Genomic DNA, 16,583 nt, shown 5'->3' with positions numbered 1-16,583 from the left:
CTTCGTTAATTTCTTTGTTAATTAATTGAGGCTTATTTGTAATTAAGTTAATTGCGCTGAAATGTAAATTAGCGTCATTATTAAGCCAGCGATTTTACAAAAGTATAGGTGCTATATCCCACTAACGTGGCGATAATAATCGCCAGCAGGATATACAGCGCCAGACGGCGTCCGCGGTAGATTCCAAACATAGTCAACCTCGTTTAATTACTGTTTATTCATATTCTGCAATAGTTATTTCATAGAATTAACTTAGCATAGTTTTTGAATTTTGCGAGAGATTAAATATTGCGTTTGCTCAATTTTTCTCGCGCTTATTTGAATTTTCTCACTGCCCGGAATGACGCCAGGCTTTCCGACTCACGGAATTTTAAGGGAGAGATATTTTGACCAAAATGCTCAATACAAATAATACCACCCCCTCGGGAAATGCTGCGCCACGGCAGGTATATCAGCAGACGATTGATGTGGTGCTGGCGCAGAAACAGAGCCATCCCGGCGGGCTCAGCGCCGCCGAGGCGGCTGAGCGTTTGCGGACTTACGGCCCGAATGCGTTACCGGAGAAAAAGGGCAAGCCCGCCTGGCGGCGTTTTCTCGCCCATTTTAACGATGTTCTGATATATGTTCTGCTGGTCGCCGCGGCGCTCACTGCGGTGATGGGCCATTGGGTTGATACTTTGGTTATTCTTGGCGTCACGGTCATCAACGCCCTGATCGGCCATATCCAGGAGAGCAACGCTGAAAAATCGCTGGAGAGCATCCGCAATATGCTCTCCAGCGATGCGCGCGTACAGCGTAACGGTAAGCATGAAACCCTCCCGACGCGCGACCTGGTTCCTGGCGATATCGTGATTCTGCGCGCCGGCGACCGCGTGCCGGCCGATATGCGCCTGATTGAAACCCATAATCTGCGGGTTGAAGAAGCGATTTTGACCGGAGAATCGACGGTAGTGGATAAAACCACCGACGTGCTGGACGGGGAACTGCCGCTGGGCGACCGCACCAATATGCTCTTTTCCGGCACCACCATCAGCGCCGGTAGCGGCGTTGGCGTGGTGACCGCCACCGGCCAGGAGACAGAACTTGGCCACATCAACCAGATGATGGCGGGCATTGAGAAGCATCGCACACCGCTGTTGGTGCAAATGGATAAACTCGGCAAGGCGATTTTTGTCATCATCCTGGCGATGATGGCGGCGCTGTTTGTCTTCAGCCTTGCGCTGCGCGATATTCCTCTCGGCGAGCTGCTGCTCTCTCTGATTAGCCTGGCGGTTGCCGCCGTGCCGGAAGGCTTACCGGCGATTATCTCAATTATTCTCTCTCTTGGCGTCCAGGCGATGGCGCGGCAGCGGGCGATTATCCGCAAACTGCCGACGGTAGAAACCCTGGGCGCAATGACCGTGGTATGTTCGGATAAAACCGGCACCCTGACGATGAACGAGATGACCGTTAAAGCGGTTATCACCGCCGACTGTTGCTATCGCGTTGAAGGCGACAGCTACGAGCCGAAAGGCGGTATCTATCTGGAGGGCAGCGATGCGCCGGTGCAGATTAAAGCGGGCAGCGTGCTGGAAACGTACCTGCGCACTATCGACCTGTGTAACGACAGCCATATTATCCAGGATGAGCGCGGTCTGTGGGGCATTACCGGCGGGCCAACCGAAGGGGCGCTGAAAGTGCTGGCGGCAAAAGCGCAACTGGAACCGGTTGACGCCCAACTGGTAGCGAAAATCCCCTTTGATTCGCAGTATAAATATATGGCGACCCGGCAGAAAATCGGCAATGAGGAGCGGGTGCTGATTACCGGCGCGCCGGACGTGATTTTCTCCCTGTGTCGTCAGCAGATGAGCAAACAGGGGCCGGTGGCGTTCGACGCTCACTACTGGGAAGAGGAGATGGCGCGCTTTGCCCGTCAGGGGCTGCGCATGGTCGCCGCCGCATACAAACCAGCCAACGTCGGCAGCACCACGCTGACCCATGACGATCTGCGCGAAGGCCTGGTGTTCCTCGGCATCGCCGGGATGATGGATCCGCCGCGTCCGGAAGCCATTGACGCGATTCACGCCTGTCAGAATGCAGGGATTCGCGTGAAGATGATTACCGGCGACCATCCGCAGACGGCCATGAGCATTGGCGGGATGTTGGGGATCGCCAACAGTCGCCAGGCGATGACCGGCTACCAGCTGGAGCACATGGATGATGCCGAACTGGCGAAAGCCGCCGTTGAGTACGATATTTTTGCCCGTACCAGCCCGGAGCATAAGCTGCGCCTGGTGAAAGCCCTGCAGGATAACGGTGAAGTGGTTGGTATGACTGGCGACGGCGTTAACGATGCACCGGCGCTGCGTCAGGCCGACGTCGGTATCGCCATGGGGATCAAAGGGACTGAGGTGACCAAAGAAGCGGCCGACATGGTGCTCACCGATGATAACTTTGCCACTATCGCCAGTTCGGTAAAAGAGGGGCGTCGGGTCTACGACAACCTGAAGAAGACCATTCTGTTCATTATGCCGACCAACCTCGCGCAGGGGCTGCTGATTATCATCGCCCTGCTGGCGGGGAACATTATTCCGCTGACGCCGGTACTGATTTTGTGGATGAACATGGCGACCTCCGCCACGCTCTCCTTCGGCCTCGCATTTGAAGCCGCCGAGCGTAATGTGATGCACCGTCCGCCGCGTAAAACCGGTCAGCATGTGATGGATGCTTTCGCTATCTGGCGCGTTGCTTTTGTCGGCACGATGATCGCCGTCGCCGCCTTTATTCTTGAAGCCTGGCTGGCACCGCGGGGCCACAGCCCGGAGTTTATCCGCACCGTGCTGTTGCAGATGCTGGTCACCGCGCAGTGGGTCTACATGATCAACTGCCGTAGCAGCGACAGCTTCTCGCTGAACATGGGGCTGCTGCGTAACAAAGGGATCTGGCTGGTGAGCGGCGTGCTGCTGCTGATGCAACTGGTCATCATCTACGTGCCGGTAATGCAGGCGATGTTTGGCACCGAAGGGCTGCCGCTGCGCTACTGGTTTATCACCCTGGCGAGCGGTATGGCGATGTTCCTGGTGGTGGAAGTGGAGAAACGCCTGACCCGTCGTTTTCGCAAAGCCGCCTAGTTCGTCCGCTCCGCCCGGCCTCCCTTCTCCCAGGGGAGGGAGGCCGGGCCATCGTAAGGAATTTCCCATGAACAAGATGATCCGCTCCGCCTTACTGGCCTGCGGCCTGGCGGGTTTTGCGCTAACGGTCGCAGCCGCTCCGGCGATTCCGGTCCGTATCGCCACCGTTGAACACGCGCCGCATGTCAATGAGCGGCAAATTTCCGGCCGCGTTGAGGCCATTCATGCCGTTGCTGTTCGCGCCCGCACCGAAGGGACAATCGTGCTGCGCCATTTTCAGGACGGGCAGTATGTAAAAAAAGGCGATGTACTGTTTACGCTTGATGATGCGCAACCAAAAGCCGAACTGGCGCTGGCGCAGGCGGAACTGAAAAGCGCGCAGGCGTCATTACGCCAGGCCCAACAGCTACTGAACCGTTATCAGCAATTAAAAAATAACCATTCGATTAGCCGCAACGATGTTGATACCGTGCGAATGCAACGCGATGTCGCCGCGGCTGCCGTGGACCAGGCACAGGCGCGGATTACCGCCCGGAAGATTACCCTCGGCTATACCCGCATAACGTCCCCGGTTACCGGCCGTGTCGGCCATAGCCAGTTTCATGTCGGTAGCCTGGTCAATCCCGCCAGCGGCGTGCTGGTCGATGTTGTGCAGCTTGACCCGATTCGCATTGCGTTCTCACTCGATGAGACGGCATTTTTTGCTAAAGCGGGACAATATCCCGATATTAGCGCGCTGAAACAGGCGTGGCTGGCGCAGGTTGATATTGATGGGCAACGTGAAGATGGCGTACTGACGTCCGTCGATAACCGTATTGATAGCCGTACCGCCAGCGTGGCGCTGCGCGCCGAATTTGCTAACCCGCAACACCGTCTGCTGCCCGGCGGCAACGTGATGATTTTCTTCCGGCCGCTGGCGGGTCAGGAAAAACCGATGATCCCTGTTTCTGCGGTACAGCAGGACGCGCAGGGCTTTTACTGCTGGATACTGATGGCAAACAATACCGTAACGATGCGGCGTATTATTCCTGGCGGCCAGCAGGGGCCGCGACTGGCAGTGACGGAAGGACTTCATGCGGGCGAACGTGTGGTGACGGAAGGCGCTCAACGCCTGCGTGACGGCGCCGCTGTGCAGTGGCTGAATGAATGAGGAAGAAAGGATGCTGACGTTTTTTATCCGTCGTCCGCGCTTTGCCATGGTGATTGCGTTGTTGATCACTTTTATCGGCGCGGTGTCGCTGAAGCTGATCCCGGTCGAACAATATCCGCAGATTACTCCGCCGGTTATTAATGTGAGCGCCAGTTGGCCGGGGGCCAGCGCGGCGGATGTGGCTGAGGCCATTGCCGCACCGCTGGAGACCCAACTCAATGGTGTTGACCATATGCTGTATATGGAATCCACCAGTTCTGATGAGGGAGCCTACAGCCTGAGCCTGACCTTTGCCGCCGGTACCCATGCCGATTTAGCCGCGGTTGATGTACAGAACCGGGTTTCGCAGGCGGTGGCGCAGCTTCCTGCGGAAGTGCAGCAGAACGGCGTGCAGGTGCGCAAACGGGCGACGAACCTGCTGATGGGCGTGAGTCTTTACTCGCCGCTCGGTACGCTATCGCCGTTGTTCGTCAGCAACTACGCCAGTACCCAGGTGCGCGAGGCGCTGGCGCGTCTGCCGGGCGTTGGTGACGTACAGATGTTTGGTGCCCGCGACTACAGTATGCGCATCTGGCTGCGGCCCGACCGTATGAATGCGCTTAATATTACCTCCGATGATATTTCCCGGGCGCTGTACGAACAAAACGTGCAGGGCGCGGCGGGGCAGGTGGGGACGCCGCCGGTATTTAACGGTCAGCAGCAGACCCTGACCATCAACGGTATTGGTCGATTGAGCGATGCCGCCAGTTTCGGACGGATTATTATTCGAAGCGGCGAGCGTGGGCAACTGGTGCGTCTGTCTGACGTGGCAACCATTGAGCTGGGCGCGCGCAGCTACCGTTCCGGCGCGCAGCTTAATGGCAAAGACTCCGCGTATCTTGGTATCTATCCGACGCCGACCGCCAACGCGCTGCAGGTCGCCAGCGCGGTGCGCGCCGAGTTGACCCGGCTGCACACGCGATTTCCGGCCGATCTCACCTGGGAAGTGAAGTTTGATACCACCCGCTTTGTGACGGCGACGATCAAAGAGATCGGCGTTTCGCTGATGCTAACCCTACTGGCGGTGGTGGTGGTGGTGTCGCTGTTTCTGCAAAGCTGGCGGGCGACGCTGATTGTTGCTCTCGCGATCCCGGTTTCGCTTATCGGTACTTTCGCCGTACTCTATTCGCTGGGCTATAGCGCCAATACCCTGAGCCTGTTCGCCATTATTCTTGCGCTGACCATGGTCGTGGATGACGCTATCGTGGTGGTGGAAAATGTTGAAAGCAAAATGGCGGAGGGGCTGGAGCGCGGGGAGGCCACCGCGCAAGCCCTGCGGCAAATTGCCGGACCGGTGATTGCCACGACCCTCGTGCTGCTGGCGGTATTTGTTCCGGTAGCCATGCTGTCCGGGATTGTCGGCGAACTGTATCGCCAGTTTGCCGTCACGTTGTCGACGGCGGTGACCCTGTCGAGCGTTGTGGCGTTGACCTTAACGCCTGCACTGTGCGCGCTGCTGTTGCGCCCGCGGCCAGCGCAGCCAGCCGCCATCTGGCGCGGTTTTAACCGCGGGCTGGAGCGCGTGCGAGACGGCTATGGCCGCCTGGTTGGCGGAATGAATCGCCATCCCTGGCTGGCGCTGGCCGCAACAGTTATGGCCGCCGGGCTGGTGGCTCTGAGCTTCACCAGCATGCCGAAGGGGTTTCTGCCGCAGGAAGATCAGGGCTATTTCTTCGCCAGCGTGCAGTTGCCTGAAGCCGCCTCGCTGGCGCGTACCGAAGCGGTGATGGCCCAGGCGCGGGAGTTGCTGTTGATGAATCCGGCGGTGGCGGATGTGATTCAGGTGTCCGGTTTTAATATTCTTAACGGCACCAGCGCCTCGAACGGCGGCTTTATTTCGGTGATGCTGAAAGACTGGCATCAGCGACCGCCGCTGGAGGCGGTGATGGAAAAACTACAAGGGCAGTTGATGGGGCTGCCGGAAGCGACGATTATGACCTTTGCGCCGCCGACGCTGCCGGGGCTGGGCAATGCTTCGGGGTTTAATTTACGTATTCTGGCGCAGGCCGGGCAATCTTCGGCGGCGCTGGAGCAGGTGACGCATCAGGTGCTGCGGATGGCCAATCAGCACCCGCAATTGAGCCGGGTCTTTACGACCTGGAGCAGCAATGTGCCACAACTGACGCTCAACGTTGACCGCGATCAGGCGGCGCGGCTGAATGTACCGACTTCAAGGATTTTCAGTAACTTGCAAACCGCGTTTGGCGGCACCCGCGCCGGGGATTTCAGCATAAATAACCGCGTTTACCCTGTCGTTATCCAAAATGAGATGCAGTGGCGTCAGCGGGCGGAGCAGATTAGCGAACTGTATGTGCGTAGCGACAACGGCGAGCGAGTCCGTTTGAGCAACCTGGTGACCATTACGCCGACGATCGGCGCGCCATTTATTCAGCAATATAATCAGTTCCCGTCGGTATCGGTGAGTGGTTCAGCCGCCGAAGGCGTTAGCAGTCGCACGGCGATGGCGGTGATGGAGCAGATTTTACAATCGCATTTACCGCAGGGGTATGACTATGCCTGGAGCGGAATTTCGTGGCAGGAGCAGCAGACCGGCAATCAGGCGATGTGGATCGTGCTGGCGGCGGTGGTGATGGCGTGGTTGTTCCTTGTCGCCCAGTACGAAAGCTGGACGCTCCCGGCGAGCGTGATGCTGTCGGTGCTGTTTGCCATTGGCGGAGCATTGCTGTGGCTATGGTGGGCCGGTTATGCCAACGATGTCTATGTGCAGATTGGTCTGGTATTGCTGATTGCGCTGGCGGCAAAAAACGCGATTTTGATTGTTGAGTTTGCGCGGGCGAAGCGCGAAGAGGGGATGTCGATAGTCGATGCGGCTCGTGAAGGCGCGACTCACCGTTTTCGTGCGGTGATGATGACGGCGGTCTCCTTCATTATTGGGATTGCGCCGATGATGCTTGCGACCGGCGCCGGGGCGCAGAGTCGACGGATTATTGGCGCCACCGTATTCAGCGGCATGCTGGTCGCTACGGCGATCGGGATTCTGTTTATTCCGTCGCTGTACGTGTTGTTCCAGCGTCTGCGTGAGTGGGGGCATCGCCGGATGTAGGTGCACTGCGGTTTTGTTCCCCAGCTCGCGCTAGGCTACAAAACCGCAGACGATGTTATGCCGACTACCTGCTCTCCACCGCGATTATGGTAACTAACGGATGGTACTGCCACGGCACGCTGCCGCCTTTCTGATACATCCTGGAAAGGGTGCCATCGAGATAGAGCATCTGGCGTATGTTGAGCGTTGACTGTGCGTAGCAGGCGAAATCATAGAAGTTGGTTTCGTGCGTGCTGAGCATAAACACGACTTTGCCATCGCTGGTAATACCCACTCCGTTACGCAGTTTGCGCGAGCTGGCGGATGGCTTCAGCCGCCAGTTTATCTTACCGTTTTCAATCAGCACCGGTCCGGATTGTACCGCGTACTCTATGGCTGGAGACGGTTTAAATTTATTGAGGCTGACAATCTCCACGTTTTGTCCTGCCACGTAAAATACCCCGCCAGGACGAATAAAAAAGTTGCCGCTGCCGGAGGCGCGGTTAAGCGAAGCCAACCGTCGTCCTTTTTCGATATACAGTCCCAGCGGCGTGTCGTTTTTTGCGTAAATGCCGCCGTTCATCGCCATCTGCACGCGCCCACGTTGGTTGATGTCCGCCAGAAGCGAGCGTAGCGATCCCCAGGCCTTGCCGTAATGCGGGTCAGTTAAGGGCTGTCAGTTGTGTTTATGGCTGGCTGAGCGGTTCCGTTAATCGGTGGTTCTGGCGAAAATGACATTTTTCGTTTTCACCTGGTTTGGCTTAGTGGCCTGTTCCGTTCACGGGTAATACGAGGATATTCGTTATATCCACAGCGTGTGAACGGGCAGGGGGACGTTTCGCCCGTCCCCCTGCACCCCCGGCATTGCGCTGAAAACCTGCCGCTGCGCGGTCCGCTCCACTCCGGCTTCATCTGGCGGACCGGGCGGGACTCGACGTCCCTGTCTCGACCCGCCCTCTGGCCGCCGTCCTGGCGGCCAGTCCTGGATGCGCGCCTGCGTTCCCGCCAGGTTTCCTTGATGCGCCCAACCCCCATGCGGTGAGTCCGTTATTCGTCAGTGGCTTTTCAGAGGCTGAAAATCATAAAAAAGTTATATCCTTTATATTTCAGCCCGTATCAGCTCAGTTAGTGAATCAACCGAATCAGATTTTCGTTTAAACCACCGATAATGCGTTTGCCACAGGCAAATAAAACAAAAGACAACACCGATAATTTGCTTAAGTGAACGGCATTGAGGCCTTGCCGTCCTTTTTTTCCAGTACATAACGATACGCTCCCGCTGCGGATTTACCGTATAGCTTTGCAGCGTCAACGATGGATCGGTGAGGGAGCATTTTCCGCTGGCAAACGCGGGCAGAGATAAAAGCAACAGCGGCAGGAGGGAGCAAAAGCGCACGACGTCAGGATTCCAGGCAAACCACGAGAGCCTGCAGTATATCGTTTATCGCCGCTAGGTCGCCCAGATCTCACACTGCTTTTGTACCAGACCGATTAATGAACCGCCGTTGGCGACAAACTCTCGCATTTGCTGTGGTTCACTGTGAGACTGCTTCGCCTGGCGCGCAATCGCTTCCAGCGCATTGCTGGCATTCAGTTGACGGGCGCTGAGCGCCAGTTTTTCCGTCAGTTGTAAAATCTCTTCGCGAAATGTTCGCTGCTCGCCGCTGTGAACATGGGTATTGATACCGTCCAGGCCATAGCGGCAGGCCTGATAACGATTGAACGGATAGAGTAAATAGTCATCGGGTTGATGTTTAAACGGACGTTCCGTCAGCAGCCAGCAGGCAATAATCTGAATAAACCCGGCAATATTCACCGCCTGATTTATCGTCAACGGCGTATCCATCACCCGGACTTCGACGGTACCAAACTGCGGGCTGGGGCGAATATCCCAGTGCAGGTCCTTCATGCTGTCGATCATGCCGCTATAGCTCAGACGGCGGAACAGCCCGCGAAAAGCCTGCCAGTTATTCACCCACGGCATCGGGCCGTTATCAGGATAAGCGGCAAAAAGGTTTAACCGCGAGCAGGCAAAACCGCTATCGGCACCGTCAAGCCAGGGAGAGGCCGCGCTTAACGCGATAAAATGCGGGACAAAGCGCGACAGACCATGCAGAAGATAAATCGCATCATCCCCGTTTTGACAACCGACATGCACGTGCTGGCCAAATATTGTCGCCTGTTGCGCCAGATAGCCAAAGTGCTCGACGGTTTGCTGGTAACGTGGGTTGTCGCTAATTTGCTGGCGTTGCCAGGTTTGAAACGGATGCGTTCCACCGCCGCATATTTGCAGATGATGGCGGGCGGCGGCGCGCAGAACCGCCTGTTGAATCGCGCTCAGTTGTACCGTGGCCTGATGGATATCGCGGCATATCCCCGTGGCTATCTCCAGCATGCTTTCGGTAATGTCATGCTTGGCTTCGCCCGCTTTCAGCGTGTTTTGCACATCATTAATCAGCGCGGAGGCGTTCTGGCTCAGATCGTAGCCCGGCGGGGTGACGACCTGCAGCTCCAGTTCAATACCGAGGGTAAAAGGCTCGGAACGGCGAAAATCGGGTAAAGGCATAGCGACTCCCTCTTTGGCACAGTCCCTGAAGTATAGAAGGTATGAATTGATTACTGATAAGTTGCATGCAGGGTGACGTTGATTTATAAAATGACGCCGGACGATCATTTTTTTACCGTTGGAAATAGGTTAGTGCAATTGTGCAACAACATTCCCGCTGGTGGTGCAAGAAGATAGGTTTAATTTATTTTTCTATTTAAATCATGATGATAAAATAAGTTTATCTTATTTTATCGGCCGTTTTATCTCTATTTCCCACAAATCCAGAACTGGTATGCATCTTGCCTGTTAAATAGTGACTTATATTTAACAGGGACAATGTGATGCTGAATTAAACTGCACCACAGTATGCTGCGGGACAAATTGGCAATATGCTCTCGCATATGCCGATCCTGACTGGCGCAGGAAAAATTGCCGATTACTCCGTGGCGTTCACCGCTTCGTAACTGGATACCTTACTTTATGCCTGAAGCCAGGAGAAAACCACTATGCAGGATGATCTACGCGCCTTTATGCCGTATCCGGCTCACCCGGTGGTGCATGCGTTAAACGGCCCGCTGAGCGGCATGACCTTTGCGGTAAAAGATTTGTTCGATGTGGCGGGCTACCCGACCGGCGGTGGCAATCCGCATCTGCTGGCGCTGTCCGGGATAAAAAATCGCACCGCGCCGGTAGTGCAAACGTTATTAGATAACGGCGCGCGCTTTATTGGCAAAACCCATACCAGCGAGCTGGCGTACTCAATGAGCGGGCACAACGTACATTATGGCACGCCGCGCAACGGCGCTGCGCCGAATCATATTCCCGGCGGCTCGTCGTCCGGTTCGGCGTCGGCGGTATCGAACGAGGTGTGTGATTTCGCTCTTGGTACCGATACTGGTGGCTCGGTACGCACTCCCGCCAGCTACTGCGGATTGTTCGGCCTGCGCCCGACCCACGGTCGCCTTTCCCTTGAGGGGTGCCAGCCGCTGTGCGCCAGCATGGATACCTGCGGCTTCTTTGCGCGCTCACCGGAGGTCTTTTCTGCCGTTGCCGCGTGTTTATTCAATGATGCGCGGCCGGATATCGCAAAGGTGCGGCTGGCCAGCCACGATGGGCTGTTTTCCTGCCTGCCGCTGCGCAGTCAGCAGGCTCTGTTACCGGTCCGTCAACGGCTTGGGCGCGTTTTCGGCGCAATAACGCCGCTGAGTGCGCCGCTGCCGGATGGCGATGATATCTATCTCGCCTTCCGCCAGATTCAGGGTTACGAAGCGTGGCAGGCGCAGGGGGAAACCATTGAGCACTACGATCTGCAGTTGGGGCCGGATGTACGCGAGCGATTTTTTTGGGGCAAAGGGGTCACTCGCGCGCAGTTTGAAGCCGCCTGTCAGCAGCGCGAGCGTTTCACTGCCTGGTGGGACGTGCAACTGGGAGAGGCGGTACTGGTGATGCCGACCGTTCCCGACGGCGCGCCGCTGCTGACGGCGCAGGCGGAAGAGATTGAGGCCGTGCGCCGTCTTTCTCACGATTTGCTGTTAATTTCCGTGATGACCCGCCGTCCGCAAGTCACGCTGCCGGTCGCCCGGACGGGGGGACTGCCGCTGGGGATTTCATTTTTAGGGCCACGGGGCAGCGATCGTCTGCTGGTTGAGCTGGCCGCTGCGTTTATGCAGGGAGAGCGAAATGAGCCGTGATCGCCTTATTACTCCGCAGGTGACCCCATAGAGAGAAAACGATTAACTCGGCTGCGGCGGGCGTCTCTGATACCGCGAGGCCCCAGGCCCCGATAGCCCTGCCTGGCCGGGAGATGACCAGCGGAGCCCACAAGGGAGGCGCATAGGATTCCGCTGATAACATTGTGTTTGCACCCGACTCTTAACCCATCTGCGCCAGCTGGCCGCGCAGCACCTCCACGCCTTGTTCAATGGCGTCAGGGTTAATGGCATGAAAGCCCATCCGGAAGAAGTTATCCGGCGGCGCATCGCTGAGAAAATGCCGTGCGCCGGGCTCGATCAGTACCCCGGCATGGGCGGCGCGCCAGGTGAGTTGCTGGGTGTTGATTTGCGCCGGCGTGGCCAGCCAGAAGGCGTTGGCATGTTCGCTACCGGGAATGATCCGGCACTCAGGGAGATGGTGCTGCAGAGCGTTATTGAGGCGATCCCAGCGCTGGGCAGAGTCGTAATGGTAGCGCCGCAGATGCGTTTCATAGTGGCCCTGGGCAAGGAAATGGGCCATTTGATACTGAATATTGGTTGGCGGGTGGCGGTACGCCAGTCGCCGCAGCGCCCGAGCCTCATCGATCAGGTCCGGATCGGCAACCATAAAGCCCAACCGCAGACCCGGCGATAGCGCTTTTGACAGGCTGCTGACGTAGACCACTCTGCCGCTGCGATCGCTGGCTTTGAGGGCCGGAAGCGGATTAAGCATAAAGTTACTTTCTGAGTCGTAATCGTCCTCAATAATGACCGCATCATGGCGAACGGCATGTTCCAGCAACTGATTGCGTCGCGCCTTGCTCATCGCTACCCCGGTGGGAACCTGGTGGCCGGGCGTCACATAGTAATAATCGCAGGGCGTGTCATTAAGGACGATCCCCTGTTCATCCACCGGATGCGGCACAATATCGGTATCGGCGAGCAGGAAGGTATTAATCGCTTCGCGAAAACAGGGATTTTCCACACCGACCCGTGTCGTCGATGACATCAGCAGGCGGGTCAGCAGATAGAGCGCGTTTTGCGAACCGAGGGTAATCAGAATCTCATCCGGTGCGGCGACGATGCCGCGCTTGGGCAGCACCCGGGTGCGGATTTGCTCAATCAGCATCGGGACATCCTGATCGATATGGTCCACTACCCACGCCGGATCGCGCACGCCGCCGTGCAGCCAGTTCGCCGCCGAGCGCCAGGTCGCCAGCGGAAACTGACGGGTATCCGGTTGGCCGTAGATAAACGGATAACGGTAGTTCATCCAGCCAGCCGGTTTAAGAATCGACTCCTGCTGGCTGGGCGTGATTTGCAGCCGGGCGCCCCAGCATGGTGCAGAACATTCGCGCTGCGGTGCAGCCTCCACGGTGGCGGAAGGCGGATGCTGATAATGCGGATGCAGATAATAGCCGCTACGCGGGCGGCTGATCAGGTATCCCTCGTTCACCAGGCTTTCAAAAACCAGGGCGGTGGTGTTGCGCGATACCCGCAACTGGTTGGCCAACTGACGGCAGGAGGGGAGCGGCATATCGGCGGAAAAAATACCGCCCAGAATGGCGTTAATCAGCGTCTCGCGCACCTGCTCCTGCAAACCGCGGCGCGGGTCGAAATCAACATGTAACAGGTGGCGGATCATATTTAGCTCCTTACGCAAACGCACGATGTATAAACCGGAGCAAATTCCATACCACCTTGAGAATGACTGACACATCCACGCAACGGATCTGGCTCTATCCGGAAATTTAAAACGCTCCCTACAGTAAGAACCAGTCCCATCTGGCTATTTTATTTGCCATTTTGGCCCCGGACAGTGCCCGTATCCTCATGTACTGCATGTACATTCTGGGTGTATTACGCCGTCCGTGTCCAAACCGGCTGTAGCGATGGGCGGGTTTTGACAACGCATCCATCAGTCGCGGACCGGAGTTTCCGTCGGCACATATTTTGCAAACCTTTTCATGTTCTGGAATGAACACGTCTGGCGAATTAATTAGGGGTGGATTGATGAAAAAATCATTAGGTTCAATTTGTCTGGGCGCCATTATGGCGATGGCCTTTTCTTATCATGCGGTAGCCGCAGATCTCCCGGAAATCGAAAAATCCGGCACCCTGAAAGTCGCGACCGAAGATGATTACGCGCCTTTTAACTTTATGAATAACGGTCAGACAGATGGCTTTAACAAAGATATGCTCGATGAATTACGCAAATACGCGAAATTCCATGTCGACCAGAGCATTCTGCCGTGGACCGGATTATTAGCGGCGGTCTCTACGGGCCAGTACGATATGGCTTTAACCGGGGCGGTAATTACCGATGATCGCCTGAAAGTCTTTAATTTTACGCCGCCGTGGGCGTCCGCCCAGCACTATTTTGTTAAACGCGCCGGCGATAATTCACTGAATACGATTGCCGAACTCAGCGGTAAAAAAGTGGGCGTTCAGGCGGGCAGCGCGCTGTTGGCTCGTCTGCCGGAACTGAAAGCGATGCTGGAGAAAACCGGTGGCAAGCTGGGACCGGTGGTGGAGTATCCCTCCTACCCTGAAGCCTATGCCGACCTCGCCAATAAACGCCTGGATTACGTGATTAACGTGGTTATCTCAGTCAACGATCTGGTGAAGAGCAAGCCGAAGGTGTTCGCCAAAGGTCTGGCGGTGTCCGGGCCGGGCTATATGGCATGGCCAATCCCCAAAAGCTCGCCGCAGCTGCTGGCTTATATGACCAAATTTATGAACCACATGAAGGAGACCGGCAAGCTTGCGGAACTACAGAAAAAGTGGTTTGGCGAAACCTATGACGATCTGCCGACGGAGCCGATCACCAGTCCGGAACAGTTCCATAAATTAGCGGGTCTGTAATGTGTTTCGCGGCGGGTAACCGCCGCCTGTTAAGCAGAAGGAGGGTTTCATGGATGCAATTTCCTGGCAGTTACTGATTGAAGGCGCATGGACGACCCTCTGGATTTCGGTCATCGCTATCGCTTTTGGGGTGGCGATCGGCCTGCTGATCGCACTGGTACGGATGTTACGCATACCGGTTATCGACCAACTGCTGGTGGTTTATATCAGCCTTGCCCGCGCCACGCCGCTAGTGACGCTGGTGCTGTTTTTGTTTCTCTCTTTGCCGACGATGGGAATTCATCTCGATAAAAACATCGCGGCGATTGTGGCGCTGACGCTGAATACTTCCGCGTTTAATGCGGAAATCTGGCGCAATGCCTTTCGCACCTTTCCCCGCGAACAGCGAGAAGCGGCGGAATCGGTGGGGATGCGTCGTTGGGCCTATTTCCGCTATATCATGTTGCCGCAAATGTGGATTGAAAGCCTGCCTGCACTGGTTAACGAAATGTCATTCCTGATTAAAGGCAGTCCGGCGATTGCGGTGATTGGCGTCGTGGATCTGACCCGTGTGACCAACCGAATTTCCTCGGTCACCTATGAACCGCTTTCGCCGATTCTGGCGGCAGGGCTGCTGTATGTGGTGATTATTGGCCTGCTGCTAAAACTGCAGGGGATGGCGGAACGTAAAGCGAAACGCCTGGCGCGATAAAAACAGGAGGAGCTATGAATCAGTGGGCCGTTATCTGGTCGGTGCGCGACAGCTTTATTGCCGGTTTATTCGCCACCCTTGAATTATTTATTATTGCAGCGATTAGCGGATTAATTATCGGCATTGTGCTGTGTTATTTCACCGAATATCAAAAGAAAACCCTTAACAGGATCATTATTGGTTTTGTCAGTTTAATGCGGGCGATTCCATTTTTGATTCTGGCCTATTTGCTCTATTACGGTCTGCCGGAAGTCGGTATCAGTATGGAGCCCTGGACCGCCGGATTACTGGCTTTAATTATCTACCATGGCGCCTATTTTTTCGAAATATTACGCAGCCAGCGGCGGGTATTTTCCGGCGGCTACATTGAAGCGGCGGTCGCGCAGGGTTTTTCGCGATATAAAATATTCCGTCGCATTATTCTGCCTAATATTCTGTCTTCCGCGTTACCGCTAATGGGGAATCAACTGATTATTTGCCTGAAAGATACCGCTTTCCTGAGCATTATTACCGTTCAGGAGATCACCGCCGCGGCCAATAGCGTCCAGGCCACTTATTTTATCCCGTTTAACGCTTTTATCGTCGCGATTGGGCTCTATTGGGCGATCAGCATCCTGCTGGAACTGCTGATTAAACGCCTGAGCGCCTGGGGAGCCAGAAGAGGAATGAGTCATGCATGATACGACTGCTGTAAGCGTCAAAAACGTCTCTAAACAGTTCGATAACGTTGAGGTTCTTCGTGATATCAACCTGACGGTGGAAAAGGGAACCGTGGTGAGCATCCTTGGTTCGTCGGGGTCGGGTAAATCGACGCTATTGCGTTGTATGAACTGGCTGGAACAGCCGGATCGCGGCGAAATCCACATTAGCGGTCAACGCCTGGGTATTGATGAACAGAATGGCCGGGCGATGTCCCATCGTCAGCTGTCGAAAATCCGCGAGCGGGTAGGAATGGTGTTTCAGAGCTTTAACCTGTGGCCGCACCTGACGGTGCAGCAGAACGTCAGTGAGGCGCTGCTGCACGTGAAGGGGATGAAACGTGACGAAGCGAAAGCTATCGCCATGCAGCAACTGGAAAAAGTAGGGATGGCGCATAAAGCGGACGTGTACCCCATTACGCTCTCTGGCGGCCAGAAGCAGCGGGTGGCGATAGCCCGTTCGCTGGCGATGTCGCCGGAGGTGATCCTGTTTGATGAACCGACATCGGCGCTGGATCCCGAGCTGGTAAATGAGGTGCTGGGGGTAATGAAAGCGCTGGCCGCCGAAGGTTATACCATGGTAGTGGTGACCCATGAGATGGATTTCGCGCGCCAGGTGTCGGATGAGGTGGTGTTTCTCGAGAAGGGCTTGTTGATTGAGAAAGCGCCGCCGGAGAAGTTTTTCACCAACCCGGATTCCGAACGTGTCAGGCAGTTTTTGCAGAGTAGCCGGTAATAAGACGCCGGG

The 16,583-nt window shown here is 56.1% G+C and carries 10 protein-coding genes and 1 pseudogene; 8 read left to right on the top strand and 3 right to left on the bottom strand.

Annotation, left to right across the window (positions count from 1 at the left end; translation table 11 throughout):
• The first annotated feature begins 386 nt into the window (after positions 1 to 386).
• The 3 genes from FN037_RS05590 (at position 387) to FN037_RS05580 (ending at position 7,363) form a co-directional block, all read left to right on the top strand.
• Positions 387 to 3,110 (top strand): cation-transporting P-type ATPase, encoded by a 2,724-nt coding sequence (locus FN037_RS05590; RefSeq protein WP_171034810.1) that lies wholly within the window; start codon positions 387 to 389, stop codon positions 3,108 to 3,110.
• A 67-nt stretch (positions 3,111 to 3,177) separates the two neighbouring features.
• On the top strand, positions 3,178 to 4,260 hold the full coding sequence (locus FN037_RS05585) for an efflux RND transporter periplasmic adaptor subunit (protein ID WP_142501705.1): 1,083 nt from the start codon (positions 3,178 to 3,180) through the stop codon (positions 4,258 to 4,260).
• Positions 4,261 to 4,270: 10 nt separating this feature from the next.
• On the top strand, positions 4,271 to 7,363 hold the full coding sequence (locus FN037_RS05580; RefSeq protein WP_142501704.1) for an efflux RND transporter permease subunit: 3,093 nt from the start codon (positions 4,271 to 4,273) through the stop codon (positions 7,361 to 7,363).
• A gap of 64 nt (positions 7,364 to 7,427) precedes the next feature.
• Here FN037_RS05580 and FN037_RS05575 read toward each other — a convergent pair.
• Positions 7,428 to 7,997: pseudogene (locus FN037_RS05575) on the bottom strand (phosphodiester glycosidase family protein); the annotation flags it as partial.
• A gap of 795 nt (positions 7,998 to 8,792) precedes the next feature.
• Entirely contained in the window at positions 8,793 to 9,908 is a 1,116-nt protein-coding gene (locus FN037_RS05565) for a YbdK family carboxylate-amine ligase (protein ID WP_138359086.1), read from the bottom strand.
• 488 nt (positions 9,909 to 10,396) lie between these two features.
• Here FN037_RS05565 and FN037_RS05560 point away from each other — a divergent pair, with 488 nt between their 5' ends.
• A complete protein-coding gene (locus FN037_RS05560) occupies positions 10,397 to 11,581 on the top strand; it encodes an amidase (protein WP_142501701.1) in 1,185 nt (394 codons plus the stop codon).
• 181 nt (positions 11,582 to 11,762) lie between these two features.
• Here the strand turns inward: FN037_RS05560 and FN037_RS05555 are convergent, their stop codons facing one another.
• Entirely contained in the window at positions 11,763 to 13,226 is a 1,464-nt protein-coding gene (locus FN037_RS05555) for a PLP-dependent aminotransferase family protein (protein WP_138359072.1), read from the bottom strand.
• 368 nt (positions 13,227 to 13,594) lie between these two features.
• Between FN037_RS05555 and FN037_RS05550 the strand changes: the two genes are divergently transcribed.
• From FN037_RS05550 to FN037_RS05535, 4 genes are read left to right on the top strand one after another with little or no spacing between them, the layout of a single operon-like run.
• Positions 13,595 to 14,446, top strand: a complete 852-nt coding sequence (locus tag FN037_RS05550; protein WP_142501700.1) for a transporter substrate-binding domain-containing protein — start codon at positions 13,595 to 13,597, stop codon at positions 14,444 to 14,446.
• Between the two features lie 49 nt (positions 14,447 to 14,495).
• The gene (locus FN037_RS05545; protein WP_138359068.1) at positions 14,496 to 15,137 is read left to right on the top strand and encodes an amino acid ABC transporter permease; all 642 of its coding nucleotides are present in this window, start codon (positions 14,496 to 14,498) and stop codon (positions 15,135 to 15,137) included.
• Positions 15,138 to 15,151: 14 nt separating this feature from the next.
• A complete protein-coding gene (locus tag FN037_RS05540; protein WP_138359066.1) occupies positions 15,152 to 15,817 on the top strand; it encodes an amino acid ABC transporter permease in 666 nt (221 codons plus the stop codon).
• A complete protein-coding gene (locus FN037_RS05535; protein WP_138359064.1) occupies positions 15,810 to 16,571 on the top strand; it encodes an amino acid ABC transporter ATP-binding protein in 762 nt (253 codons plus the stop codon). Before FN037_RS05540 ends, FN037_RS05535 begins: the two co-directional genes overlap by 8 nt.
• The last annotated feature ends 12 nt before the right edge of the window (positions 16,572 to 16,583 follow it).

Source organism: Klebsiella sp. 2680 (genome assembly GCF_900198535.1).
GTDB classification, from domain to species: Bacteria; Pseudomonadota; Gammaproteobacteria; order Enterobacterales; family Enterobacteriaceae; genus Klebsiella; species Klebsiella indica.
The sequence above is the reverse complement of the archived record's forward strand: the minus strand, read 5'-3'. Positions and strand labels throughout refer to the sequence as shown.

Bases quoted from the DNA above. Each gene is read 5' to 3' on its own strand.
- FN037_RS05540 (WP_138359066.1), top strand. From the start codon at position 15,152: ATGAATCAGTGGGCCGTTATCTGGTCGGTGCGCGACAGCTTTATTGCC.
- FN037_RS05560 (WP_142501701.1), top strand. From the start codon at position 10,397: ATGCAGGATGATCTACGCGCCTTTATGCCGTATCCGGCTCACCCGGTG.
- FN037_RS05545 (WP_138359068.1), top strand. From the start codon at position 14,496: ATGGATGCAATTTCCTGGCAGTTACTGATTGAAGGCGCATGGACGACC.
- FN037_RS05555 (WP_138359072.1), bottom strand. From the start codon at position 13,226: ATGATCCGCCACCTGTTACATGTTGATTTCGACCCGCGCCGCGGTTTG.
- FN037_RS05550 (WP_142501700.1), top strand. From the start codon at position 13,595: ATGAAAAAATCATTAGGTTCAATTTGTCTGGGCGCCATTATGGCGATG.
- FN037_RS05585 (WP_142501705.1), top strand. From the start codon at position 3,178: ATGAACAAGATGATCCGCTCCGCCTTACTGGCCTGCGGCCTGGCGGGT.
- FN037_RS05580 (WP_142501704.1), top strand. From the start codon at position 4,271: ATGCTGACGTTTTTTATCCGTCGTCCGCGCTTTGCCATGGTGATTGCG.
- FN037_RS05565 (WP_138359086.1), bottom strand. From the start codon at position 9,908: ATGCCTTTACCCGATTTTCGCCGTTCCGAGCCTTTTACCCTCGGTATT.
- FN037_RS05535 (WP_138359064.1), top strand. From the start codon at position 15,810: ATGCATGATACGACTGCTGTAAGCGTCAAAAACGTCTCTAAACAGTTC.